At 64.6% G+C, this 23,426-nt stretch carries 21 protein-coding genes; all 21 read right to left on the bottom strand.

Annotated elements, in window-relative coordinates:
* Nucleotides 1-34: 34 nt before the first annotated feature.
* The gene (locus QM707_RS11170; protein WP_415001944.1) at nt 35-1,039 is read right to left on the bottom strand and encodes a glycosyltransferase family 2 protein; all 1,005 of its coding nucleotides are present in this window, start codon (nt 1,037-1,039) and stop codon (nt 35-37) included.
* Nucleotides 1,036-1,782 (bottom strand): CmcI family methyltransferase, encoded by a 747-nt coding sequence (locus tag QM707_RS11165; RefSeq protein ID WP_415001943.1) that lies wholly within the window; start codon nt 1,780-1,782, stop codon nt 1,036-1,038. The genes QM707_RS11170 and QM707_RS11165 overlap by 4 nt, the downstream gene beginning before the upstream one ends.
* 59 nt (nt 1,783-1,841) lie before the next feature.
* Nucleotides 1,842-2,765 (bottom strand): galactosyltransferase-related protein, encoded by a 924-nt coding sequence (locus tag QM707_RS11160; protein ID WP_415001942.1) that lies wholly within the window; start codon nt 2,763-2,765, stop codon nt 1,842-1,844.
* A 143-nt stretch (nt 2,766-2,908) separates the two neighbouring features.
* Nucleotides 2,909-3,508, bottom strand: a complete 600-nt coding sequence (locus tag QM707_RS11155) for an acyltransferase (protein ID WP_415001941.1) — start codon at nt 3,506-3,508, stop codon at nt 2,909-2,911.
* Nucleotides 3,492-4,862 (bottom strand): glycosyltransferase family 4 protein, encoded by a 1,371-nt coding sequence (locus QM707_RS11150; protein WP_415001940.1) that lies wholly within the window; start codon nt 4,860-4,862, stop codon nt 3,492-3,494. Before QM707_RS11150 ends, QM707_RS11155 begins: the two co-directional genes overlap by 17 nt.
* Nucleotides 4,859-6,202 (bottom strand): glycosyltransferase family 4 protein, encoded by a 1,344-nt coding sequence (locus tag QM707_RS11145; RefSeq protein WP_415001939.1) that lies wholly within the window; start codon nt 6,200-6,202, stop codon nt 4,859-4,861. The genes QM707_RS11150 and QM707_RS11145 overlap by 4 nt, the downstream gene beginning before the upstream one ends.
* 22 nt (nt 6,203-6,224) lie before the next feature.
* Nucleotides 6,225-7,442, bottom strand: a complete 1,218-nt coding sequence (locus QM707_RS11140) for a hypothetical protein (RefSeq protein ID WP_415001938.1) — start codon at nt 7,440-7,442, stop codon at nt 6,225-6,227.
* A complete protein-coding gene (locus tag QM707_RS11135) occupies nt 7,442-8,380 on the bottom strand; it encodes an NAD-dependent epimerase/dehydratase family protein (RefSeq protein ID WP_415001937.1) in 939 nt (312 codons plus the stop codon). The genes QM707_RS11140 and QM707_RS11135 overlap by 1 nt, the downstream gene beginning before the upstream one ends.
* A 108-nt stretch (nt 8,381-8,488) precedes the next feature.
* Nucleotides 8,489-9,757 carry an ABC transporter ATP-binding protein gene (locus QM707_RS11130; RefSeq protein WP_415002149.1) on the bottom strand — a complete coding sequence of 423 codons (1,269 nt, stop codon included), beginning with the start codon at nt 9,755-9,757 and terminating at the stop codon, nt 8,489-8,491.
* The gene (locus QM707_RS11125; RefSeq protein WP_415001936.1) at nt 9,757-10,641 is read right to left on the bottom strand and encodes an ABC transporter permease; all 885 of its coding nucleotides are present in this window, start codon (nt 10,639-10,641) and stop codon (nt 9,757-9,759) included. Before QM707_RS11125 ends, QM707_RS11130 begins: the two co-directional genes overlap by 1 nt.
* On the bottom strand, nt 10,638-11,618 hold the full coding sequence (galE, locus tag QM707_RS11120; RefSeq protein WP_415001935.1) for a UDP-glucose 4-epimerase GalE: 981 nt from the start codon (nt 11,616-11,618) through the stop codon (nt 10,638-10,640). Before galE ends, QM707_RS11125 begins: the two co-directional genes overlap by 4 nt.
* Nucleotides 11,615-12,775 (bottom strand): non-hydrolyzing UDP-N-acetylglucosamine 2-epimerase, encoded by a 1,161-nt coding sequence (wecB, locus tag QM707_RS11115; protein WP_415002148.1) that lies wholly within the window; start codon nt 12,773-12,775, stop codon nt 11,615-11,617. The genes galE and wecB overlap by 4 nt, the downstream gene beginning before the upstream one ends.
* A 35-nt stretch (nt 12,776-12,810) precedes the next feature.
* Nucleotides 12,811-13,179 carry a MarR family EPS-associated transcriptional regulator gene (locus QM707_RS11110; RefSeq protein WP_415001934.1) on the bottom strand — a complete coding sequence of 123 codons (369 nt, stop codon included), beginning with the start codon at nt 13,177-13,179 and terminating at the stop codon, nt 12,811-12,813.
* A 172-nt stretch (nt 13,180-13,351) separates the two neighbouring features.
* Nucleotides 13,352-13,855: a transcription termination/antitermination protein NusG gene (nusG, locus tag QM707_RS11105; RefSeq protein WP_415001933.1), complete on the bottom strand. Its 504-nt coding sequence runs from the start codon at nt 13,853-13,855 to the stop codon at nt 13,352-13,354.
* An 85-nt stretch (nt 13,856-13,940) separates the two neighbouring features.
* Nucleotides 13,941-14,894 (bottom strand): UDP-glucuronic acid decarboxylase family protein, encoded by a 954-nt coding sequence (locus QM707_RS11100; protein WP_415001932.1) that lies wholly within the window; start codon nt 14,892-14,894, stop codon nt 13,941-13,943.
* Nucleotides 14,895-15,009: 115 nt separating this feature from the next.
* A complete protein-coding gene (locus tag QM707_RS11095) occupies nt 15,010-16,290 on the bottom strand; it encodes a nucleotide sugar dehydrogenase (protein ID WP_415001931.1) in 1,281 nt (426 codons plus the stop codon).
* Nucleotides 16,287-17,678, bottom strand: coding sequence for an O-antigen ligase family protein (locus QM707_RS11090; RefSeq protein WP_415001930.1), 1,392 nt, complete (start codon nt 17,676-17,678; stop codon nt 16,287-16,289). The genes QM707_RS11095 and QM707_RS11090 overlap by 4 nt, the downstream gene beginning before the upstream one ends.
* A gap of 127 nt (nt 17,679-17,805) precedes the next feature.
* A complete protein-coding gene (locus QM707_RS11085; RefSeq protein WP_415001929.1) occupies nt 17,806-18,228 on the bottom strand; it encodes a hypothetical protein in 423 nt (140 codons plus the stop codon).
* A gap of 138 nt (nt 18,229-18,366) precedes the next feature.
* Nucleotides 18,367-19,599 (bottom strand): hypothetical protein, encoded by a 1,233-nt coding sequence (locus QM707_RS11080; protein WP_415001928.1) that lies wholly within the window; start codon nt 19,597-19,599, stop codon nt 18,367-18,369.
* Complete coding sequence (locus QM707_RS11075) at nt 19,592-21,103, bottom strand: DnaJ domain-containing protein (protein ID WP_415001927.1); 1,512 nt, start codon at nt 21,101-21,103, stop codon at nt 19,592-19,594. Before QM707_RS11075 ends, QM707_RS11080 begins: the two co-directional genes overlap by 8 nt.
* Nucleotides 21,100-23,406, bottom strand: coding sequence for a GumC family protein (locus QM707_RS11070; protein WP_415001926.1), 2,307 nt, complete (start codon nt 23,404-23,406; stop codon nt 21,100-21,102). Before QM707_RS11070 ends, QM707_RS11075 begins: the two co-directional genes overlap by 4 nt.
* Nucleotides 23,407-23,426: the final 20 nt, after the last annotated feature.

The raw sequence follows: 23,426 nt of genomic DNA, 5'->3' as shown, positions 1-23,426 counted from the left end.
GCGGCGGCGACGCCAGCATGGATGGTCGATTCGTTCAGAGCCTGGCCCCTTCTGCCGTAACGTTGCTCAATCCGAGCATCATTCGCAGCGACGCCTTCCAGTAGCTCGCATCCATCATCAGGTCCGGCATGGCAGCGGCAACGTGAAAGGATGGCCAGAACCTGTCCCGCCATATTCGATGCTCAAGCGCATTGACGTAGCTGCAGTAGTGGAGGTACTTGCCGCGAATCTTGCTGCGGACCATGTTCCTGGCGGCCTCGTCCACCTTCGCGGACTTCATCCAGGCGTAGACATCGGTATAGGCAAGGATGTCCTCGAGCCGGAACGCCGCCTTGTGCTCGTTCTTCGCGCAAGTGGAGGAATCGTGCAGGTAGTAGCGCGCAACCGGCCGATCGGACCCGTTCGCCACCCGACCGCCCGCAAATAGTTTCAACCAGAGCGGCTTTTCCAGATTGAACCTCAGATACTCCGGAAAACCCCCGGCATCTTCCAATGCCGTTTTCCTCACCGTAATGGACGTCGTGTGCGGCAAGCGCCCGGATTGCATGGCCATCCGGAACGCCTCGAGCGGATCGGCCATGGATATCGGGATGAAAACAGGCCCTGCTTTCATCGCATCCGAGCGCGAGCCGCCGGCATGCACGAGTTCGTAAGGTTCCACTATCGCATCGATGCCGGCATCGCCATTGAGCATGGGAACGCTCACTTCGAAACGGTTCGGCAGCATTTCGTCGTCTGCGTCGAGGAACGCGAGAAACCGGCCTTTCGCTTCGGCGATGCCGAAGTTCCTGGTCCCTGCGATGCCGCGATTGACGTGGCCAGGATGGGTCAGCACGCGCACGGCGGGCCAGGCCAGGGCGCACTTTTCCAGCACCGCCATGCTTTCGTCCGACGACCCGTCATCGACGATCACCACCTCGACCGGAAGATCGCCGGCAGCGACCCGCACGGAACCGATCGCGCGCTCGATCGTCGATGCCGTGTTGTAGCTCGGGATGATTACCGAGAGCACCGGCGAAAGAAGCGGTTCGACCGTCATGCAGTGGCCTTGCGTTTCCGCAGCACACCGCGCGGGTTGAACGTCAGGTAGAACTTCTCGCCGATCTTGTCGACTTCGAAACGGCGGTCTTCCTGAAGGAACTGGTCCAGCGCCTCCATCGGGCCCGGACCGAACTCCGGTATCACCGGATGCCCATTGATGTTCGTGTCTTCGACCACCAGATAGCTGTCCGGCGTCACCAGTTCGGCGAACAGGCGCAACTCCGCCAGAACGTGACCGGCGCCATGATCGGAGTCCAGCACCACCATCACGGTCTCGCCGGCTCCGATCTGGTCGCGGATCGAGTCGACGAGCGCGGAATCGGCCGAGGACCCGTGCACATACGTGATTCGCGGATGGACCGGCCGGCCGCTCACGGTATCGTCGATGTCGACAGTGACGACCCTGCCTTTCCCCACGAGGTCGCACAACGAAGCGAACCACAGGGCCGACCCACCGAAACGAGTGCCTGTTTCAACGATCACATCGGGCTTCGACGCGAAAATGAGTTCCTGGTGCAGCCAGAGATCCATGGGGCACTTTTCCACCTTGATGCCCATGAAGAAGGTGTTGCCCCAGGTTTCCCCGCGCCGGATACCGTCGTAGTAAAGCCCATGGAAGTTGTCGATGATCTGCTCGCGCTGCGCCGGATCCCGCCATGGCTTCTTTGCGGGAAGCGGTTTGGCCAACCCGACGACGCGCGCCGCCGGGCGCAACAATGACTTCAGGCCTTCGATCAACATTCTTTACCCCCGGATCGCAGAAAGAAAAATAGTAGTGCCCATCGGCGGCAGCCGCCCCGTCATGCGACCGGCCATGCCGCCAGCGGCACCGAAGCCCCTATGCGGCGATCGCCCAGTTCCGCAATCCTGTCTTCGGCCGCGGTCAGTCGCAATCGTTCGAGCAGGGTGGAGTTCCGGCTTCTCGCTTCGCCAGCCGCCGCGCTCTGGTGCCACAGGTGCAGCACCGGCAGCATTGCGCCCTCGCCTATTCGCCGGGTGCGAAGCCTGTCCATGAACTCGTCGTCCTCGGCGCCCCAACCATAGAAGCGTTCGTCGTGTCCGCCAATCGCGAAGTAGGCGTCACGGGTCACTGCAACCGGCGTCCGATTGTTGGCGATGACGCGCTCCATCCGCGCATCGGCCGTGATCTCCCTGCTTCGCTGGATCGCTGCCGAGCTTTCCGCATCCAGGTAGAACAGCAGGCGCGGCAACCGGACCGCGTCAACGCCACGGTCGATCGCACGCACGATCTCCTCGGCCGCGCGTTCCGGCAGCACCATGTCGGCGTCATGCAGGACCAGGATGCGACCCCTGGCGACCATTGCTCCGCCGTTGAGCGCCCAGGACCGGTTGTACGGCATGTCCTGGCTGGTCGATTGCTGGTGGACGTAGACGACCCCGCTCGGAATGATGTCGCTGAATTCCCGCTGCCAGCTTTGCTCGACCACGACGATTTCGGTGGCAACGCCGACCTGTGCGCGCAGCGAGGCGAGACAGGACCGGAACTGCTCGAGCCTTCCGCGTCCACGCACGCCGACGATAATGCTGACCACCGGATCCTGGCCGCCGCTCTCCCTGGGCTTGTCCGAGAACGACACCGGCCACTGATCGATGCAATGCCGAAGGAGTCGCCCGCCCACTTCCGGGAAGACGCTGGTCAGGGTAAGCGCCGACGAATCGCTCCATTCGCACGCCCTGCCGCCGGTCACCGAATCGACGCGCAACCGCTCGCCGCGATTGCGCAGGTCCAGCCAGGACAGCCCGAGTGCGCGTGCCAGCCGCGGCGTACGCAGTATCAGTTCGGCGCGCCAGCGCTCGTGCAGCCAGCAGCCGATGCGTTGCCTGAGCGTCGGAGGTCTCTCCATCGTCATTCGCGCACACCGATTTTCCGGGCGGGGATTCCCGCCCAGATCTCGTTGGCGGGAATATCCGAAGTCACGACCGCATTGGCCCCGACGATCGCGCCATCGGCGATGCGCACGCCCGGCATCACCGCACTACCGGCTCCTAACCAGACGTCGTCGCCGATCCAGACGCCCCGACGATTCTGATCGGAACCCTGCGACTGTATCGGCATATCGACGGCATGCGCATGATTCGAAGCGACGATGCTGCAGAACTGGCTGACGAGGCATCCCTTGCCGATCCGGATGTCTCCCCCGCCTGCCCGCAGATTGTTGTATTGCCCTATCCAGCTGCGTTCGCCGATTTCGATACGGCCATAGCCATTGCCCTCGTCGCCGAACGCCAAAATGGAGCCTTCGCGAATCTGCACGCCAGCGCTGACGGCCAGAAGTTCCGGCCGATAACCGATCAGGACCACGGAGTCGCTGACGCGCACCCCTGGAGCGGAGGCGCGCACCGACTCAAACTCGGCCTGTTTTTTCCCGATTTCGCCCAGCACCCTTACGATCTGGGCATGCCGAAGCAATCGAATACCGCGCAGCAAATTAGCGATGCCGCTCATGCGCATGACCCTCGCGTCCGATCCTGGCATCCCAGCGCCGGGCGATATCCCAGAAGTTCTCGTCGCTTTCGGACGCACTGTGGGTATGCGGCCATTCGTCGCCTGGTTCGGCGGCGACAGATCGCCGGACGCCAAACAGGCTCCTGATGTTCTCTCCCCGCTCGGTCCCTACCCAGCGATCAAGGCGACCGCGTCGTCGCGGCGAAGGCAGCGCGACGGCGGGCAAGGCCTGGTTCGCAAGAGTTCGCGCGAACGCATTGCTCCAGGCTTCCGTCGAGGCGGACGTACTGTAGTTCATGCTGACCAGACGCTCGCCTCCTCGTCTCAAGGTCGTACGGAGCCCCTGGTCGCGCCAGATGCGCTCCAATGCATTGGCTGCGGCGCGCGTGTCGCCGACGTCGAACAGCAGTGCGTTCACTCCGTCCTCGAGCGAGCCTTCCAGTCGCGAACCGATGTATCGGCTGCTGACGAGGCACATTCCGTAGGCCATGGCCTCCCAGGCGACGATGGGGCCGGTTTCCCAGGACGAGGTCACGAGCATCGCATCGGCCTGCGCATAGATCCGCTGATGAAGTTCCTGGGCGGTCAGGAAACCGTGAAGCACCACCGAGCCGCGGGCGATCTGCTCTCGCAGCGCTTCCTGCAGGCGCTGGCGATCCGGGCCATCTCCCGCCACATCGAGGACGTATGGCACCGCGAGCTGATCGAGCCTCTGGACCACATCGACCAGATCCATGCACCTTTTTTGCGGCGTCTCGAGTCGTCCGGAATAGACTATCCGCAAACGATCGCTTTCCCCATCGGGCGATGGCTGCTCAGGCGCTTCTTTCCCCGGAATCGTTACGCCACAGGCCGCGTAGTGGACGCGATCGCCATCGACACCGCCGAGCGACTGGGATAACGCACAAGCCAGACGATTGGTGCACACGGCCGCGTCGATGGTCCCCCGGTAGCGAGCCATGTCCTCGAACAGGCTGCGTTCGATCCCGTGCACGCTCATTACCGCGCGCGTGGCGCACTGGTTCGACTCGCGCAGGCGGTTCATGGCCACGAAGAGATCGGGGATGTTGACCGAAACGGCGATATCCGGCCGCACGCGTTTGAGAAGGCGCTCAAGCGCCAAGCGGCGACCGACCGGTGTGTCCGTCTCGCAATGCGCGACCAAGGCCTCCTGATCGGGGTGAACAAGCAGGTATTGGTCGGGGCGATGAAACAGGCGACCCGACACCAGCGCCAATCTGGCATTCCAACCCTGCATCCGCAGCGTCGGCAACAAATAGTCCAGCCAAGTCGCCAGTCCGCCCAGCTTGTAGGCCGAAGGCGCAACGAACAGCACTGAGCGAACGGCGCTCATGTCGGGCCAGCGCGCCCGGCGCGAGCGGTTTCGCGAGCGTCGTCCGCGACGACATCCAGCGTCTTCAACGCGTCTCTTACGGCGGCGATCGTCGCAGGACTGTGATGCCGACCGTAAAGTGGCCACTCCTCGCCACCGGGGGCCACGGCGGGGCCGAACGCCGCTCGCCGAAACCTGCGTAGCAAGTCGGCCAATTCGCCGGGCATGCCGATGCGGTCGAGCTTGGAACTCGATTGCGCCGGGATCTTCGGCAAATCGGCGGCCAGCAACGGCGGACGCGACAGCATGTCTTCGAGCGCGCCCCGCCATTTTCGCAAAGCGATCTCCCAGGAGTAGTTGGCCGCCTTGGCCAGCGCCCGCTCCGAGAACAGCCTGAGCAGTCCGTCGTCCCGGGCGAGCTTGTCGATGTGACGCGCTGCCGACGCCATGTCCCCGACATCGAACGAGACACCATTGCCGCCCTCGTCGACGAGCCCTTCGGCAAGGAATCCGTCGTAGCGCGAACTGACCGGCACGACCCCGTGCATCATCGCCTCGATCAGGACGATGCCAAATGCCTCGGATGACGAAGTCAGGACCAGGGCATCCAGGTTGGGGAACGCGCGCCGGTACAGATCGGCATGATGGAGCGCCCCATGCAACTGGACGTTCTTGCAATCCGCGAACGCAGTCTGCAATTCGTCGCGGCACGGCCCATCGCCATAGATGTCGAGGCGGTACGCCGTGCCGAGCGCATCCAGCTCTCGACGCAGATCGACGAGATCGAGCACTCGCTTGTCGCTGAACGACAGCCTGCCGACATAGCCGAGCCGCAGCGGTTCGCCGGCGGCCCGGATGGTCTTGCCATGCGTGGGAGCGTCGGCGCCGTTAGCGACGACCTGCACCCGGTCCGGATCGAAGCCAGCCCATTCGAGCAATGTCCTCGCGGTCAATCGGCCCGGGCACACGACCCGATCGATCCAGTCGCGATAGAAGGCCAGATCAGCCAGCATCGGCGGAAGATTGCCCTGCGCATGTACGCCCAGGCGCAGGTCCATGCCGAGCTTCTTGCAGCGAATGGTCGCCTCGTTCGCCTCCACGATTCCGAGCGGGACGACGATGCCTGGACGGACCTTGCGGATGCAGCGCATCAATGCGCGCACGCGACCTTCCCGATTCAGGCCACGACCGTCCACTTCGACAGCCCGAATGCCGTGGTGGTATTGCAGATAGCGCGTCGGATCGTTGTACTTCTGCCCCCGGACAAGCCCGACGATGGGTTCGAAACCATGCCGGGGCAAGTACTCGCATATACGATCGAGCCACGTCTCCACGCCGCCGACGTGCGACGCGGTGTGCATGAAGAACAGTACTCGCGGAGTATCAGCCAAGGGTCGGCAACAGTTCGTCTATCGAAGCGTGGAAGCTGCGCTCGGAAAAATGCGCGGCGGCGACCGAACGCACGCTCGCAGCGGCCTCGGAATAAACCTGGTCGTTGCCGAGTATGGATTCGAGCGCCGCCGCGATCGCGGCGGGATCCTGCGATGTCGCCGTCGCGCCTATCGGACTGCGTTGCACGAAGCTGATGAGGGCGCTGTCTCGCGGCGCATGAACGAATACCGGTCGCCCGACGCTGAGGTAACTGGTCAGCTTGGTCGGGAAGGAATAGCGGCATAGTTCCCGCAAATGCGACTGGAACGGCTGCGGCATGTAGTTGAGATGGCAGGAAGCCAGGACCCGCTGCGCTTCTTCCGGCGGCCTGAATCCGAGGTAGTCGATGTTGGCCGCACGCCGGCTACTCACGTCGAGGCGCGAAGAAAGCACTTTCAACCGCACCGGGCGCCCGGCAATGGTCCAGTCCGCGTGGTCCAGAGCTCGCATGAATGCACGCCATGCGCAGCGGGCATACATGGAGCCGGCGAATCCGATCTGCCATTCGGTTGCGGCCGAAACCGTTTCAACGGCACTCGGCCCATCGGCGATTCCGGCCAGTCCGTGCCGCAGCAACTGGATGGGCGCCGTCGTGAAAGCGGCATAGTCGGCCTGCATGGTCTCCGACACGACCGCGACGCGGCGCGCGACGGACAGGCTGCGCTTGAACTGCCCGTGCAGCCAGATGCGGCTGTAGCGATCGAAATGCGCCTGCTGCAGCACGTAGTTCGGCGGATCCCACACCAGGACGACCAGCGGCTTGTCCAACGCAGCGGCAACGCGATGCGCAAGCGCAAACAGCAGTGCGTTGTCGAGCACGGCGAATACCTGCTGTACGCCAGACTCTCGCGCCGCAGCGACGATTTCCGGCACAAGCCTCGAAACCTCGCCGCGCAAGCCCGTGAACGTCCCCCAAAGGGACCGGACGGCGCTCCACTTGCTCCGGCTGCCACGCTGCGCAACCATGTTCCGCGCCTGCAGAAGTCGCACGTCCAGGCCTGGCGGCGCCTGTTCCGGCGCCCAATGGTAGTTCGGCGAAACGACCGCGCAGCAGACGAACTGCGAGGGACCCGCGTACTCGACCAGATCGTGCAGGATGATTTCGGCGACATTCGCTTTTCCCGGCGGTGTACCGGAAAGCAACAGCGTCTTCGCGACCGTCCCCGCCATCAGAGCCGATACACTCCCTTCATCCAGGCGACGGTGCGCGCAACGCCCTCGGCCAGGCTGACGCTGTCCTGATGGCCGAGGTGGTCGCGCGCCTTCGACGTATCGACGCGCTTGTCCTTCGTCGTGAGGATCTCCGAATCGCGATACTCGACCAGCCCGCGATCGGCGCCGGTGGCGGCGACCACCAAGTCGGAAAGCTCTTCGATGGTGTGCAGCTGCTGCCCGCCGATGTTGTAGGTCTCGCCGGGCACGAATCGCTCCATGATGTTCGCCAGCGTCTTGACCGAATCGGAAAGATAGGTGGACGTGCGCGAATAGCCGCGAAACACCACCCAGGGAAGGCCGCGCAGGGCGCAATAGACGAAGCGTGCGTTCACCGACCGGTAAGGACTGTAGTATTCGCCCGGCCCGTAAGTATTGAATATGCGGACGATGACGGACTCGGTACCGTAGTGCAGGCGCGAGTTGTGGATCTGCATCTCGTTGACCCACTTGGTCATCGCGTAGTCGTTCATCTGACGGATTTCGTACTGGTCCATCACCGATTCGGCCATGATCTCCGGCCAATCGCCATAAACCTCCGACGAGGAGAAATGGATCAACCGGAACTTCTGCTCTTCCTGCAGCCGGATCAGGTTCTTCGTGCCGACGGCGTTCGACTTCCAGAGCTGCTCATAGAAATCCTCGCCGTTCCAGCGACCGAACTCGGCGGCGCAGTTGTAGACGTAGTCGAAGGGGCCCCACTTCTTGAATACGCGCTCGAGTTGCCGGAACTCGCCGATGTCGCAGCGCGCGTACCGGGGGTCGATCACGTCCGTTCGCAGGGAAAACCCGATCTCGTCTTCGCTGTGGCCGAGGTCGACCGAATACACCTCGTGCCCCTTGCTGCGCAGCTCCTCGATCAATCCCCGACCGATCGTGCCCAAGCCGCCGGTCACCAACACCTTCCTAACCATGTGACACCTCACTTGAAATCCCATTCTTTCGAGAGACGCCCGCTTGCGCCGTGCTCCACGAACTCGCCAACGGCGCGCGCGGATCGCCCGTCAAGATCCAACCGATTCCAACGTACGCCAGCGATGCGGCGTCGCGACGAAGTAGCGGCTGCTGAGCGGCGCCATCGTCGAACCAAAAATGTCTTCCTGGCTTACCGTCAGTCTGCATAGGCTGTCGTTGCGCGTCAGGTATTCGGTTCCGGGAATCGCCAGGCTGGCACCGACGACGTAATCGCCTGCGGCCATGGGCAACTGGTCGAAGAAGCAGTCTATGCAGTGACGTCCCGGGTCTGCCGACAGCGGCATGGCATGGTCCGGGCTGGTGGCGGTCCGTATCAGCGTTACGCCGTCCGTCGTGGAGATGTTCATCTCGGCGGCGATGCTGCGGAAGGCCCGCGTCGTGCTGAATTCGATGCGAAACCCGGCCGGCTGCCATGTCCGCACGGACCTCAGAGGCATGCCGGCGGCATCGACAAGCTGTACGGATCGGATGCTGGCTTCGGCAGACTCGGTCAACGACTCGTTCCGATAGAGGTATCCGGGCGGAAGCGCGCCGTCGCCGCCGGCGACATCGACCGCGGACTCGAGATAGGAGGCGACGACGGCATCCGAGGCATCGAACTGCCGCACGCGACCAGCATCGAGCCAGACCGCGCGACTGCAGAGCCGCTGGACCGCGGTCATGTTGTGGCTGACGAATATCACCGTTCGCCCTTCTCTCGCGACATCGCCCATCTTGCCCATGCAGCGTTTCTGGAACTCCGCGTCGCCGACCGCCAATACCTCGTCGATGATCAGGACATCGGGTTCCAGGTGCGCCGCAACGGCGAAGGCCAGGCGTACGTACATCCCGGACGAATAGCGTTTGACGGGCGTGTCGATGAACTTCTCCACACCGGAAAAGGCGACGATCTCGTCGAACTTCCTTTCCACTTCCGACTTGCGCATCCCCAGGATCGCGCCGTTGAGGAAGACATTCTCCCGCCCCGTCAACTCGGGGTGGAAGCCAGTACCGACCTCCAGCAGGCTGGACAGCCGGCCCTTTACCAGGGCACGACCCCGGGTCGGCGGCGTGATGCGCGAAAGCACCTTGAGCAACGTGGACTTGCCGGCGCCGTTGCCGCCGATGATGCCGACGGCTTCGCCTTCGCCTATGTCGAAACTGACGTCGCGCAAGGCCCAGAACTCTTCGGCGGGGGCCCGGCCTGCCAGTCCGCGTCCACGCAACAGGCCGCCGATCCGGCCCGACAGCGTGTTCTCGAACGTCTGGCCAAGAATGAAGCGCTTGCCGAGACCCTCCACCTTGACCGCGACGCCCATCAGATCGTGTCCGCGAAGTGGCGTTCGGTGCGCCGGAAATACCACAGGCCGCTGAACAGCAGCAGCAACACCATGCTGCCGGACAGCAACAGCGGACCGAGATCCGGGGCTGTTTTGCCGAGCAAGGCCCAACGGAAGCCCTCGACGACGCCGGCGATGGGATTGAGGCTGTACAACCAGATCCAGCGCTCGGGGATGATCTCGGTCGAGTAGGCGATCGGCGACAGGTACATCCATATCTGCGTCAGGAACGGCACGAGCAATCCGACGTCGCGGTACTTCACGTTCAGGGCGGTCAGCCAGAGACCGATGCCCAGTGCCGTCGCAAGAGCCATGAGCACGAACACCGGCAGCAAGAGCACCCCTTCCCAGGTGGGATGCACGCGATAGAGCGCCAGCAGCGCAGCCAGCAGAACCAGCGCAACGGCGAAATCGGCGATGCCGGAGATGGTCTTGCTGATCGGGAGTATCAGCCGCGGGAAGTAGACCTTGGTGATCATGTTCGAGGAGCCGACGATGCTGCCGCTCGCGCCGCCCAGCGCGCGGGAGAACAGCATCCATGGCACCAATGCGCACATCGTGAACACCGCGTAGGGATAGCCCTCGGACGGAAGCTTCGCGAAGTTTCCGAACACCACGGTGAAGATCAGCATCGTCAACAAGGGCTGCACGACCGCCCACCCGAGCCCGACCGCGCTCTGCTTGTAGCGAACGCTGATGTCCCGGCGGATCAGCAAAGCCAGCAGGTCGCGATAGAACCATATCTCGCGCAGATCCTGCCGAAGCCCGGGGCCGGATTGGCTGATTTCGGTGACGTGCTTGTGCCCGAAGAATTCGAGCTGGCTTTCGTCGGTGGAGTTCGCGGCAAGAGGTTCCCGGCTCATCTCTGCTCCCCGTGCTGCGACCAATGCCAGGCCGAACCGATCATCGTTCCTAGATCGGAGTGGCGTGGCTCCCACCCGAGTTCACGGCGGATACGGCTGGCATCGCCCACGAGCACGGCCGGATCGCCCTGGCGCCGCGGACCGATGCGCGTCGCCACCGGCTTGCCGGCGGCCAGTTCGGCGGCGGCTATGACTTCCAGGACGGAATGGCCGCGTCCGGTGCCGAGGTTGTACGCATCGAATCCGGACGGCATCGTCTCCATCGATTCCAGAACGCGCGCATGCGCGTCCGCCAGGTCGCAGACATGGATGTAGTCCCGGATGCAGGTGCCGTCCGGCGTATCGTAGTCATTGCCGTGGATGGTCAACGGGCTGGACGCGTCGGTAGCAGCGAGCGCGAGCGGGATCAGATGCGTTTCCGGCTCGTGCCGCTCGCCGATTTCCCCTTGCGGGTCCGCGCCGGCGGCATTGAAGTAGCGCAGCGCGCGTGCGCGCAGGCCATGCGCCGCTGCGAAATCCGTCAGCATGCGCTCCACCATCAGCTTGCCCGCCCCGTAGGGATTGATCGGCTGCTGCGGGTGGGACTCGGGAATGGGAACGATGTGCGGAATGCCATAGGTCGCGCAGGTGCTGGAGAAGACGATCCGATCCACGCCATGGTCGCGCATCGCCTCGAGCAGGCTCAGCGTGCCGGCAACGTTGTTGCGGTAGTAGCGACCAGGATCGCTGACCGATTCGCCGACATAGGCGAACGCGGCGAAGTGCATGACGGCATCCGGCTTCCATTCCAGGATCGCCGCATCCAGGCAGGCTCGATCCGCGATATCGCCCTTCACGAGCGGACCCCAACGCACTGCCCACTCGTGTCCGTGCCTCAGGTTGTCGAAGACGATCGGCAGGTGACCGGCGCCCGCAAGCGCCTTGCACGCATGGCTTCCCACGTAGCCCGCGCCACCGGTCACGAGTACGCGGCTCATCTTGCGCTCATCGCCCAGTGCAGCAGATCGTCGACGATGCGCTCCGCCGCACGACCATCCCACAGTGCTGGCCGGCCCGCGCGTATCGGGCCGGAAGCCAATGCCGAATCGAGCGCCGCGCGTATCGCGATCGGGTCGACGCCCACCAAGCGATTCGTGCCCTGCTCTATCGTGATGGGGCGTTCGGTGTTCTCGCGCAGCGTAAGGCAGGGAACGCCGAGGGCGGTGGTCTCTTCCTGCACGCCTCCGGAGTCGGTCAGCACGACTCGCGCTTCACGCATCAGACCGGCCATTTCCAGATAGCCCTGGGGCGGAAGCGCGATGACGCCGGGGCGGGAGAGGAAGGATTCCAATCCAAACCGGATGATCTGGCCCCGCGTCCTCGGATGCATCGGAAACACGATCGGAAGCTGATCGGCAATATCGACGAGCGCTCCGAGAATGCCGGAGAAAACCTCGGGATCGTCCACGTTCGATGGCCTGTGCAGCGTGACCAGCGCATAACCATTGCTTCGGCTGACTGCAGCGGCCCCCGTGTCCGACTGCCGTAGCGTAACGTCCGCGGGAACGGCGTCCGGCAGGCTGGCCAACAGCGTATCGATCATCACGTTGCCGACGAATACCGCCTTCTCTTTCGGAATGCCCTCGGCCACGAGGTTGTCGATGGCGGATGCCTCGGTGACGTACAAGCGATCCGACAACTGGTCTGTGAGCAGGCGGTTGATCTCCTCGGGCATCCTGCGGTCGCGCGAGCGCAGGCCAGCCTCTACATGCACCACCCGGACATCGCGCTTGGCCGCGACGAGCGCGCAGGCGATCGTCGAGTTCACGTCTCCAACGACCAGTACCAGATCCGGACTCACCGAATCGATCACCGATTCGAAGCGCTTCATGATTTCCGCCGTCTGGACGGCATGCGATCCGGAACCGACCTCGAGCGAGATATCCGGCGAAGGAATGCGAAGCTGCTCGAAGAACCGACTGTTCATCTCGACGTCGTAATGCTGACCTGTATGGACGAGCACGGTTTCGACCGCATCCCCGTGCCGCCCGAAGGCGCGCATGATGGGCGCGATCTTCATGAAATTGGGTCGTGCCCCGACGACGCAAACGACCTTCAGCCGCTGATCGGAAGAAACCGCTGTCGCGCTCTTCACGCCCTCGCCTTCCCCGCCTTCCTGCAACGGTTCTCTCAAGCCTCGTCCCCCGCCCGATTCGCCTTGCTCCTGACGGCCTCGTCGCCGCGCGCGTCCATCTCCGCGCGCAGCTCGGAGATTTCCCGTTCCAGCCGCGCGTACTCTTCCTGCTTGCGACGCAGGAAGGCGGCCGTGACCGAGGCTTTGGCCCGCATGCCGCTCGGCGTCAGAACGTAGGCATAGGCCAGCTTGTTCTCGCTGTTGCGGAAGTTGTTGACCTTCACCCAGCCCTTGTCGATCAGCGCGCGCAGGCAATAGTTGGTCTTGCCCAGCGACAGGCCGAGACGTTGCGCGATCTCCCGCTGCGAAAGGTCGGGACGTTCGTTCAACTCACGCAGCAATTGCAATCGAACCTGGTCGTCCATGCTCTTTGGGCACGCTACCGCCCTGCGATGCAGGGCATTCCGCAGGGCCCGGTACCTAAGGTTTTTCTCCCACCGACAGCAGTGGGAGTTGGGGAGGGTGTTGAGGCGCTGACGATGCAGCGTCAACAACCCCACCCCAACCCTGCCCTTCAATGAAGGACAGGGAGTGAAACTAGACGCAGACGGCGAGCTGCTGGCGCGGCAACACGACCTCGCGCGCGCTGCCCAGCAATTCGAGCAGGAGGCGGACGCGATCGGCGCCTTCGGCGGCCATGAACACGCCTTCCCAGCCCATCAACGGCCCTTCCGTCACGCGCACCGCCTGGCCCGGGGCATAGTCCGGGGCCGACAAGTGCACGAAACCATCCGTTTCCGCCATGCGCTGCCGGATGCGATCGATCACGGAGTCCGGCACGCGTGCCGGCTCGCCGGCGAAACGCACCAGGCCGGCGACGCCACGGGTCGAACGCACCGGCGCCAACGAGCGCTCGCCCGGGTCTGCGCGCAGGAAAACGTAACGGGGGAACAGCGATTCGATCCGGCGTTCGATGCCGCGGGCAGTACGAAAGACCCGGCTCAGGCGCGGGAACAGGCAGTCATAGCCCTGGCGCCGGAGATGCTCCTGCGCGATCGCTTCGGACCGCGACTTCGTGAGCACGGCGAACCAGCTTTCCACTCGATCTCCGGGGTGCGTTCAAGTGTTGAACGCAAGAGTATTCGCAAGCGCGTGGCCGGCGCAAGCGCGCCAGCCGCATTCCGCCTCAGGACAGCAGCTTGTCGAAGTAAGCGATGGTCTTTTGCAGACCCTCGCGCAGGGCCACCTTGGGCTCCCAGCCGAGCTTGTCCCGGGCGATGCCGATGTCCGGCCGGCGCTGGGTAGGATCATCGGAGGGCAAGGGGTGGAACTCCAGTTTCGACGAGGACCCGGTCAATTCGATCACCTGCTCGGCCAATTGGCGGATGGTGAACTCGCCCGGATTGCCGAGATTGACGGGCCCCGTAAATCCGGGTTCGGTGGCCATCAGGCGCAGGAAGCCTTCGATCAGGTCGTCCACGTAACAGAAAGAACGGGTCTGCTGCCCTTCCCCATAAATGGTGATCGGCTGGTTTCTCAGTGCCTGGACGATGAAGTTCGAAACCACCCGGCCGTCGTTGGGGTGCATGCGCGGGCCGTAAGTGTTGAAGATGCGCGCGACCTTGATATCCAGCCCATGCTGGCGGTGGTAGTCGAAGAACAAGGTCTCGGCGCAGCGCTTGCCTTCGTCGTAACAGGAGCGGATGCCGATCGGATTGACGTTGCCCCAATAGCCCTCCGTCTGCGGATGCACGCTCGGGTCGCCGTAGACCTCGCTGGTCGACGCCTGGAAGATCCGGCAACGCAGGCGCTTGGCCAGGCCGAGCATGTTGATGGCGCCATGTACCGACGTCTTCGTCGTCTGTACCGGATCGTGCTGATAGTGGATCGGCGAGGCGGGACAGGCCAGGTTGAAGATCTCGTCGGCCTCGATGTACAGCGGGAAGGTCACGTCGTGGCGCATGAACTCGAAGCGCGGATGCCCGTGAAGATGTTCGATGTTGCGCTTGCTGCCGGTGAACAGGTTGTCGGCGCAGACGACTTCGTGCCCCTGCTCGAGCAGACGGTCGATCAGGTGGGAGCCGAGGAAGCCGGCACCGCCGGTGACCAGGATGCGTTTGCGGGATTCGTAGTTGCGCATGGCAGGTTTTTCGTCGCCTCGGTTCGGGTCTGGTGTCGCGAGCGAAGCGTATTCGCTCAGGTTTCGATGCCGGTTTCTTTAACGGGGGCTGAAACCGATGGTCCTGTGCCGGCCGTCAGAGACGGCCATCGACCGCCGCTTTCGGGAAAACGCTCTTGATGTCGTAGACGACCGCGCGCGGATTGCCGTAGAGACGCAGGCCGTCGACGCCCAACTGTGAGAACTGTTCGTGCGCCACGGCCAGGACGATGGCATCGTAAGCGCCTGCCGCCGGCGAGCCATGCAGCAGGTCGAGGTCGTATTCCTGCTTCGCCTCGGCGGCATCGACCCAGGGGTCGTGCACGTCGACGCTGGCTCCGAAACTCTCGAACTCGCGCACCAGGTCCACCACGCGCGTATTGCGCAGATCCGGGCAGTTCTCCTTGAAACTCAGGCCGAGAACGAGGATGCGGCTGCCCTTGATCGCATGCCCCTTGCCGATCATCAGCTTGACCACTTCGGCGGCCACATGCTCGCCCATCGCATCATTGATGCGACGGCAGGCCAGCAGGATATCGGGATAGTAGCCCGCGGACTGCGCTTTCTGGATCAGATAATAGGGATCGACGCCGATGCAATGGCCACCGACCAGGCCGGGCCGGAACGGCAGGAAGTTCCATTTCGTTCCGGCCGCTTCCAGCACTTCCTGGGTGTCTATGCCCAGGCGCTGGAAGATCAACGCGAACTCGTTGATCAGGGCGATGTTGGCGTCGCGCTGCGTGTTCTCCACGACCTTCGAGGCCTCGGCGACCTTCAGGCTGGAAGCGCGATGCGTGCCCGCCGCAATGATACGGCGATACAGCGCATCGACGTAGTCGGCGACCTCCGGACTGGAGCCGGAAGTCACCTTCGGGATTTTCGTGAGCGTGCGCAGTTTGTCGCCGGGATTGATGCGCTCGGGACTGTAGCCGACGCCGAAATCGTCGCCGAAACGCAAGCCCGAGGATCTCTCCAGTTCCGGCACGCATATCTCTTCGGTCGCGCCGGGATACACGGTGGATTCGTAGATCACCACATCGCCCCGCTTCAGGGCCCGCCCCACCGTCTGGCTGGCGCGCAGCAACGGGGTGAAATCCGGGCGCTTGTGTTCGTCCACCGGTGTCGGCACTGTCACGACGAAGGTGTTGCACTGACGCAGCGCGTCCGGGTCCGTGCCATAGCGCAGGTGCGTGGCGACAGCGATCTCGTCGGCGGTCAGCTCACGCGTGCGATCGTGCCCGCGTCGCAACTCGTCGATGCGTTCCGCGCTGATGTCGAAACCCAGGGTGTCGAAGTGCTTGCCGAATTCCACCGCCAGCGGGAGGCCGACATAACCGAGGCCAACGATGCCCAGGCGGGTTTGTTCGATACGGGTCATTCTTTGCGTGGCGTTTGTCGGAAAGGCCGTAGTTTAGCCAGATTGCCGGGTTCCACGGATGGCGGCACCCCGGGTCTAGCGGCCGGAGCGTTTGACGGGTAGCGCAAGTGCGCGAACATCGTGGCCAGGATCAGGGCGAATGCCGTCGACATCGCCGTGGTGCGCATCGCGTAATCGAAAGCCTCGTGCAGGGCCGCGAGGCTGATCGCGACCCAACAGGCGCGCGCCAGGAAACGATTCCAATCCAGCTTGCCTGCCTCGTCGGCCGGCGTGCGCCATGCGCGCAGGCCGGCCCAAGCCCACACGGCCGCGGACGACAGCAGCAGCAACAGCGCCAGCACGCCGCCCTCCATCCATAACTCCAGGTAGTCGTTATGGGCGTGATTCACGACATCGCGACCCGGGTCGCCGCGCAAGGCTTCGAAAGGCTGGTAGGCGAAACGGAACGTGCCGATCCCCGAACCCATCGGCGAATAGGCGCGCGCCGCATCCATCGTGGTGGCTGCGTACTGTCGCCGTCCGGCATCCACCGGATCGGCCATCGCGCGCCGGGCGGCGTCCAGCGAAGCGAACTGGACCGAGACTAGCAGACCGAGCGCAACGATCGTCGCCAGTATCCGTTTGGTTCCGCGCCGCGCCGGCAACGACCAAGCCAGCGGCAACAAGGCGAGCATACCGAGCAGGGCGAGGCCAAGCCCGGCACGCGATCGCGAGAACGCGATGCCCAGCACGAACGTCACCGACAGCAGAGCGCCGAGGACCGGCATGATGAAATCGCGTTCGCCATTGCCTTTGCGCCGCACCAGCGACCAGGCCGATCCCGCCAGGGTCAGGGGCAACAACATCGCGAGAAAGCCGGCGAAGTGGTTCCGGTTGGCGAACAGACCCACGGCATGACCGGTATTCGTCGGCACATAGAGCCGTAACGGGCTTTCAGGCCCCTGGGCCAACTGGGCCACGCCGAAGCAGACATTCACCACCCCGACCAGCAACAGAGCGCCGAAGAGCCAGCGCAGCGCGCGATCGGACAGGGCGAGCGCCGCAAGGAACAGGGCAACGCCCGGCAGGAGGGACCACAGGGCCCGTTCGGTCGCCAGCGGGTACAAGGTCCAGCGCCCCGCCGGCTCGATGCCGGCAATCGCCAGCTGCGCAGCGACCGCTTCGCGCGCGCTGCCTGCCGCCCACCAATCCGCCGGAATCGGCAGCAGTTGGATCAGCGGAAGCAACAGGGCCAACAAGGGCAGGCACCGCAGCCAGAACGGCACTCGCCAGCTCAATCGGCCGGACCAGGACGACCAAGCGAGCACGGCCAGCAACAGCAGGGCGAGCAGCTGGGCCAGCACATCGCCAAGGCCACCCCGCCCTCCCCCAGCCAGCAGGCTGGTCAACAGCAGTGCCAGGGCCGGAAAAAGGATCCGCTTGGAGAGGGGAGCGGGTTCGTGATGAGGAGGCATGGGTCCGGAAAAAACGCGGGCCGCGTCAGCGGCCCGTGTCCAATAACATGAATCCGCCCGATCAGGGGCTGGAATCGTCCTCGTCGAGCACGACCGCCACGACCACGGCGCCAATCGCCAAAGGCAGCAAGGCCTTGCCGCCGCTCACGCCGGAACTGCCGATGGCGCCCGATCCACCCGGATTGATGCCCTGCTCGGCCAGATAACCGCCGGCGCAGGTCGAACGATCGGGCACGACGACCAGCTTGTTGGCTTCGATATCCAACCGGCAATCGTCGTCGAAAACGATCGTCGTCTTGCTCTTGTCCATGACCATGACCCGGTCGCCCGGCTTCAGGCGTTGCTGCAGGCGGCCCGGGGCGAAGGCCTTGCCTTCGTTCACCATGACCTTGCCGGTGATCTTGTCGATCGTCGCGATCGGTTGCGGAGGAGGATTCTGGGCCAGAGCGCTGAACGCCAGTCCCAGGCCCAATAGGGCGGTCATCATCCTTTTCATTTCGTCCTCCTCAGCTTCGTGCCGAACGAGAGATAGAGCTCGACAACAGCCTAATGGCGCGCGATGCCCGCGTCAATGCGCCGGTTCGACGCCGTTCATAATCAGAATCCACTTCGCGTCGAGCGTCTACCGCCGCTCGATGCTCAGATCGTCGAACATCGCGGCGCCGGAAACTGCCGAGGGGTCGGCCGCCGTCCGGCGCAGCACGATCCGTTGCGCCTCGCAGCCAGGGGCCGGCACCTCGAAATCGGCTGAGAATGCTTGCCAATCGTGATTCCCGGAGAAGCCGGTCGACTGCGCGAGCGGCTGACCGTTCTCCGCGCAACTGATCGCCCAGTTCATCCCCGCCCTCTCGTCGATACCCAACATTCGTTCGCGCCCGCTCAAGCGATAACTACCGGGCGCCAGCAGCAGGACCTGCGTCACGTGCGCGAACTCGCGCGAGCGCTCATCGAACACGATGCGCAGGCTCTCGGCGCCGGAACCGCCTTCCACCCGCGCGCGCGCGATCTGCGCTCCGGCGACATCCTGCAATTGCCATTCGAACGGCGATCCCGACGGCACCTGTTCGAATCCTCCGTCATGGATATTGCCGACGTATTGCTGCTGCTCCGGCGACAACGACTCGATCCACGCCAGATAGGCCACGCCGTATTGGCGGTCCGCGACCAGGCGATTGATCCATGCGGCCTGCTCACCGGCGCTGACGCCACGCGGGGTCGAACGCAATGCGCTCATCAGCGGGCTTAAAGCCAAGCCGGAGCTGGCGGCGCCGATGATGGTGGCGAACCTCGCCTCGCGCCAGGGCGGATCCCGCGCCAAGGTCGCCGCCAGCGCCGGTTGCGCTTCGGGTGTGCTGGCGAGGCTGACGAGGGTCGGATTCAGGTGGTGGGCGATCTCCGGGCGCGTGCGGAGCAGACGATCCAGCATGGCCATCGCCCGCGAGTAATCGCTGGTCCGCAAGGCCTCGTTGATCACCCATGCCTGGCTCATGTAGTCGCGCGGACTGCGCTCCGCTGCGATCTCGTGCAATACCTTGCCCAGGTTCGGCGCGGTCCCCGCCGCATCCGCCAGTACGCGGTAACCGCGGCCGTCGAGCGGGTACGCGGAGATTGCCGCTCGCGACCAGCGAGCCACCGCTTCGGATTTCGGATCCGCGTAAACCGCCACTTCGGCCGCCTTCAGCGCCGCTTCCGCATGGTCCGGGCGCCATTGCATCGCCGCCTCGGGATTCTGCCGCGACCACCAATCGGCCATGCCGATGCCGAAGGCCCGCCAACCGGCGAAGACCAGCACCAGGCAGATCGCCGCCGGCAGCCAAGCCGCAGAGAGATGGGAATACGACGAGGGCCTAGCCACGGCGACCATCGTGGGAGAGGCGGTAGATACGCCATTGCCCGCCTTCCACCCGCAGGTCCAGCCGCATGTCGCCGCCGGTGCGCCGCGCGCGCTTGCCCGCACGGGCCTGCACGGTCGCGACATAGGTCGCGATGATCGTCGCGTTGTCGCCGTCCTGCAGCCAGCTGACATTGCTGATGCTCAGCGAACGCTGCTCGCTACTGGCGAACAGGCGATCGTATTCGTCCAGCAAACCGCCGCTGCCACCGATGGCGTTGGAGGTGACCAGCGAGCGCATCCTTTGCAGGTCGCCATCGCCGTAGGCCTGAGACAACTGGCCGACCAGGCGATTGGCGATGCGGTCGTCGATCGTCGGAAGGCCCGACGCGGCATCGGCCGCTTCGCTACGCGGGGCGACCTGGACGGAAGACGGCTCGGCGGCCGTGGCGGTTGCGACGATGGCGCTCGGGGTCGTGGTGACGGGCCGCCGTGCATCGCGCGACGGAACGGTCGCAGCGGCGGGCTGCCGCCTGGCCGTGGGAGCGATCGCGGCGGATTCGGGCGCTCGTGCTGCCAGCACCACCGATGCGGCCGGCTTGGCTGGCGCTGCAATCGGTACCGCAGCCTTGGCTGGAGGCGAAGACGTCGGCGTCAAAACCGGGGAAGGCGCAGGCTCATTCGGCATCGAGCTCGTGGCGGAGGCGACCGATTCCGCGCCGGGTTCAGACGGAATCTCCTGCGGCGGCAGTGGCGCGGACTGATTCCCGGTCGCTTCCTGATCCGCGGGGTCGGGCGACTTCGCAGGCGCTTGGCTCGGCTGGCTCGGCACGGCGGCCTCGGTTGTCGCCATGGCCTGCGTCGCCGTCTCCGGCGGAGGGGCGCGCAATAGCCACAGCAAGCCGAGCGCGAGCACGGCGCAAACGCCAAGGCCGCCGAAGATCAGTTTGGGCAACCAACGCAGTGCGTTGTAACCGGCGGCGCTGTCCTCGAACGTGGCGACCGCCGCCGGCGAATGCCGGACCGGCGAAACCGGGCGCTCTCCCGTGGTGTGACTGCGCATGTCGCTCGCGCTCGTGTTGGCCGCGTCGGCCGCTCTTGCATCGTCGAATCGCTGGCGACGCTCCGGGGTACGAAGGTCCTGCCAGGCGCGATTGACGCGATCGGCGTAAACCACCTCCCACTCGTCGGCATTGCGATCCGGATGCAGCCAACGCACCAGCCAGCGATAGTGTTCCTTGATCCGTTCGTCGGGCGCGTCGGCATCGACGCCGAGAAGGCGATAGCTATGGCTGCCGCTGGCGAACATCACCTGCTGGATGTAGAACGCCGCGGCCTCGCGGACGACCTCCGCCGATTCGTCGCTTCGCTGCCGCGCTTCGGCCAATGCCAGCTCGTCGCCGGCGACGACCCGGAGCAACAGCAACATGCCTTCCGGCAGACGCTCCTGCGGGCCGGGGCGCACAGCCGTGGGTGTGCGCAGCAACAGCAAGGCATGATGCAGCGCCGGCGGTGCGACCGAGATCATTGCCGTGTCAGTTGCGGGCTGCCGTACGAATAGTAGTAGTTGCCGTAGCTATAGCCATCGCCGGTGTGCTGCGCCTGGAAATGCGTCAGCAGGCCGCCGACCAGTCGCGCGCGCGCGGCATGCAATCGCTTGATCGCGTTCTTCGCCAGGCCGATGCGGGTATTGCCCGCCTGCACGACGATCAACGTGCCCTGCGCCATGTTCGACAGGATCGGCGCATCGGCCAGGCCCATCACCGGCGGGCCGTCGAGGATGACGAGATCGAACTTCTCCGAAGCGGTGGACAGCAGCGACACCATCTTCGGCCCCATCAGCAGTTCGGCCGGATTCGGCGGCAGCGGACCGGTCGGCATGTACAGCAGGCCAGGCGTCTGCGTGGGCTGGATCATGTCGGTAGGCTTGCTGGCGCCAGCGAGGTAATTGCTGAGGCCCTGAGAATTCTCCACGCCGAGCTGACGATGCAGGGACGGGTTGCGCAGGTCGCAATCGATGACCAGCACGCGCTTGCCGAGCTGCGCATACATCTGCGCCAGCACCAACGCGGTGGTGGACTTGCCTTCGCCAGGCACCGGGCTGGTGACGAGCAACGAACGCGGCACGCCATGGTCGGTCGAGAACTGCAGCGCCGTGCGCAAGGATCGATAAGACTCGGCAAAGGCCGATCGCACATCCTCCAGCGCGCGCATCGGCGTCATCGGCGCCTTCAATTGCGGAATCGCGCCCAGCACCGGCAGGCCCAGCTTCTTCTCGATGTCTTCCGGACGCTTGACCGTGTCGTCGAGGTATTCGAAACCGAAAGCCAGCAGGGCGCCGAGCAGCAGACCGGCCATCGCCGCCATGGTCAGGTTGCGGCTCATGTCCGGCAGCACCTTGTAGCCCGGTTCGGCCAGATCCACGACCGCGATGTTGTTCGCGCTGACGCCGCCGGCCACGCCGACTTCCTTGTAGCGCTGCAGCAGCGCGTCGTAGAGCTGGCGGTTCGTGTCGACCTCGCGCTTGAAGATGTTGTACTGGATGCTGCGCCCTTGCACGTCGAGCACTTCGCCCTTCGACTGGGACAACTGGGCTTCGAGCATCTTCTCCTGCTGCAGCGCGGCCTGGTACTCGGCCTGGATGCCGCTGCGGATGTTCGCCTCTTCGGCGACGATCTGCTGGTTGATCTCGTCTATCTGCGCCTTCAGCTGCTGCATCAGAGGGTAGCCGGGCTTGTACAGGCGCAACTTGTCCTGGTACTCGAGCATCAGCTTGGCGCGACTCTCCTGCAGGGTCTTGATCATCGGGTCTTCGCCCGCGGCGGCCTGCAGGCCGGAACCGCGCAGGCTCTGGGCCTGGCGCCAGCGCGACTCCGCCCGGATGCGTTCCGCCTTGACGGTGGCATAGGCGCTATTGAGGGCGCCGAGGTTCTGTTCGGTCAGGCTGGCTCCGTTCTCGCCACCGGCGCTGACGATCTGTTCCTTTTGCGCGAACGCCACCAGCTGGCGCTCGGATTCCTCCAGCTTGGCCTTCATTTCCTTGAGGCGTTCCTCAAGGTAGCCCTTGGCGTAGGTCGCCGAACCGAAACGACGGTCGAGGTTGTTGGCGACGAAGGCCTCGGCGATCGCATTGGCGGCGCGGCGCGAGAAATCCGCATCGGGGCTGTCGTAATTGATGCGCACCAGGCGCGATTGGCCGACCGGGCTGACGCTGATGCCGCCCTGGAACGAAGCCGCGATGGCGTTGACCGCCGCCGGATCTTCCTTCACCGGTGCCTGCGCGGCCGCGGAAGCCGTTGCGGCGTCTTCGGCATCGGGCGCCCCGCGCACGAGCGCCGTCAGGCGCTGCCAGTTCGAGGCCGGCCAAAGCCGCGACAGCTCGCCGCTCTGCGGCAGACCCATCTGCTTGACCACGCGCTGCGCCAGCGCGCGGCTGTTGAGCAAGCCGATCTGCGTTTCGAGGAAGTTCGGGTCGTATCCCATCGGCTCGATGCCCTCGACCTTGACCACGCGCAAGGTGTCGTTGTCGATCTGGACGATCGAGGTCGAGCGATATATCGGCGTGGTCAGCAAGGTCTTGACCAGGGCGATGATCAGCACCATCGCCAGCGTCGCGATCACCGTCCAGCGCCGCTTGACCAGGATGCGCCAATAATCGAGCAGGTTGATTTCGTCGTCCTGCTCGGTGTTCTCGGGGCTGCGCAGCTCCAGGCTGAGGGCCTGCTGCGGTCGCGCGATCGCCAGCGCCGACGGGCGCACCTCGGCGCTCGGCGTCGGCAAACTCTCGGGTTCGGGTTCGTGCCCGCTAGGGTCGTTGGGATTGTGTTGCATGCAAGAAGCCCCGAAAGAAC

This window comes from Arenimonas sp. (assembly GCF_047602345.1).
Taxonomy (GTDB): Bacteria; Pseudomonadota; Gammaproteobacteria; order Xanthomonadales; family Xanthomonadaceae; genus Arenimonas.
The sequence above is the reverse complement of the archived record's forward strand: the minus strand, read 5'-3'. Positions and strand labels throughout refer to the sequence as shown.

Bases quoted from the DNA above. Each gene is read 5' to 3' on its own strand.
- QM707_RS11165 (WP_415001943.1), bottom strand. From the start codon at position 1,782: ATGTTGATCGAAGGCCTGAAGTCATTGTTGCGCCCGGCGGCGCGCGTC.
- galE (WP_415001935.1), bottom strand. From the start codon at position 11,618: ATGAGCCGCGTACTCGTGACCGGTGGCGCGGGCTACGTGGGAAGCCAT.
- QM707_RS11170 (WP_415001944.1), bottom strand. From the start codon at position 1,039: ATGACGGTCGAACCGCTTCTTTCGCCGGTGCTCTCGGTAATCATCCCG.
- QM707_RS11155 (WP_415001941.1), bottom strand. From the start codon at position 3,508: ATGAGCGGCATCGCTAATTTGCTGCGCGGTATTCGATTGCTTCGGCAT.
- QM707_RS11125 (WP_415001936.1), bottom strand. From the start codon at position 10,641: ATGAGCCGGGAACCTCTTGCCGCGAACTCCACCGACGAAAGCCAGCTC.
- QM707_RS11085 (WP_415001929.1), bottom strand. From the start codon at position 18,228: ATGACCGCCCTATTGGGCCTGGGACTGGCGTTCAGCGCTCTGGCCCAG.
- QM707_RS11100 (WP_415001932.1), bottom strand. From the start codon at position 14,894: ATGCGCAACTACGAATCCCGCAAACGCATCCTGGTCACCGGCGGTGCC.
- QM707_RS11075 (WP_415001927.1), bottom strand. From the start codon at position 21,103: ATGATCTCGGTCGCACCGCCGGCGCTGCATCATGCCTTGCTGTTGCTG.
- QM707_RS11110 (WP_415001934.1), bottom strand. From the start codon at position 13,179: ATGGACGACCAGGTTCGATTGCAATTGCTGCGTGAGTTGAACGAACGT.
- QM707_RS11095 (WP_415001931.1), bottom strand. From the start codon at position 16,290: ATGACCCGTATCGAACAAACCCGCCTGGGCATCGTTGGCCTCGGTTAT.
- QM707_RS11145 (WP_415001939.1), bottom strand. From the start codon at position 6,202: ATGCACACCGCGTCGCACGTCGGCGGCGTGGAGACGTGGCTCGATCGT.
- QM707_RS11070 (WP_415001926.1), bottom strand. From the start codon at position 23,406: ATGCAACACAATCCCAACGACCCTAGCGGGCACGAACCCGAACCCGAG.
- QM707_RS11150 (WP_415001940.1), bottom strand. From the start codon at position 4,862: ATGAGCGCCGTTCGCTCAGTGCTGTTCGTTGCGCCTTCGGCCTACAAG.
- QM707_RS11130 (WP_415002149.1), bottom strand. From the start codon at position 9,757: ATGGGCGTCGCGGTCAAGGTGGAGGGTCTCGGCAAGCGCTTCATTCTT.
- QM707_RS11140 (WP_415001938.1), bottom strand. From the start codon at position 7,442: ATGGCGGGGACGGTCGCGAAGACGCTGTTGCTTTCCGGTACACCGCCG.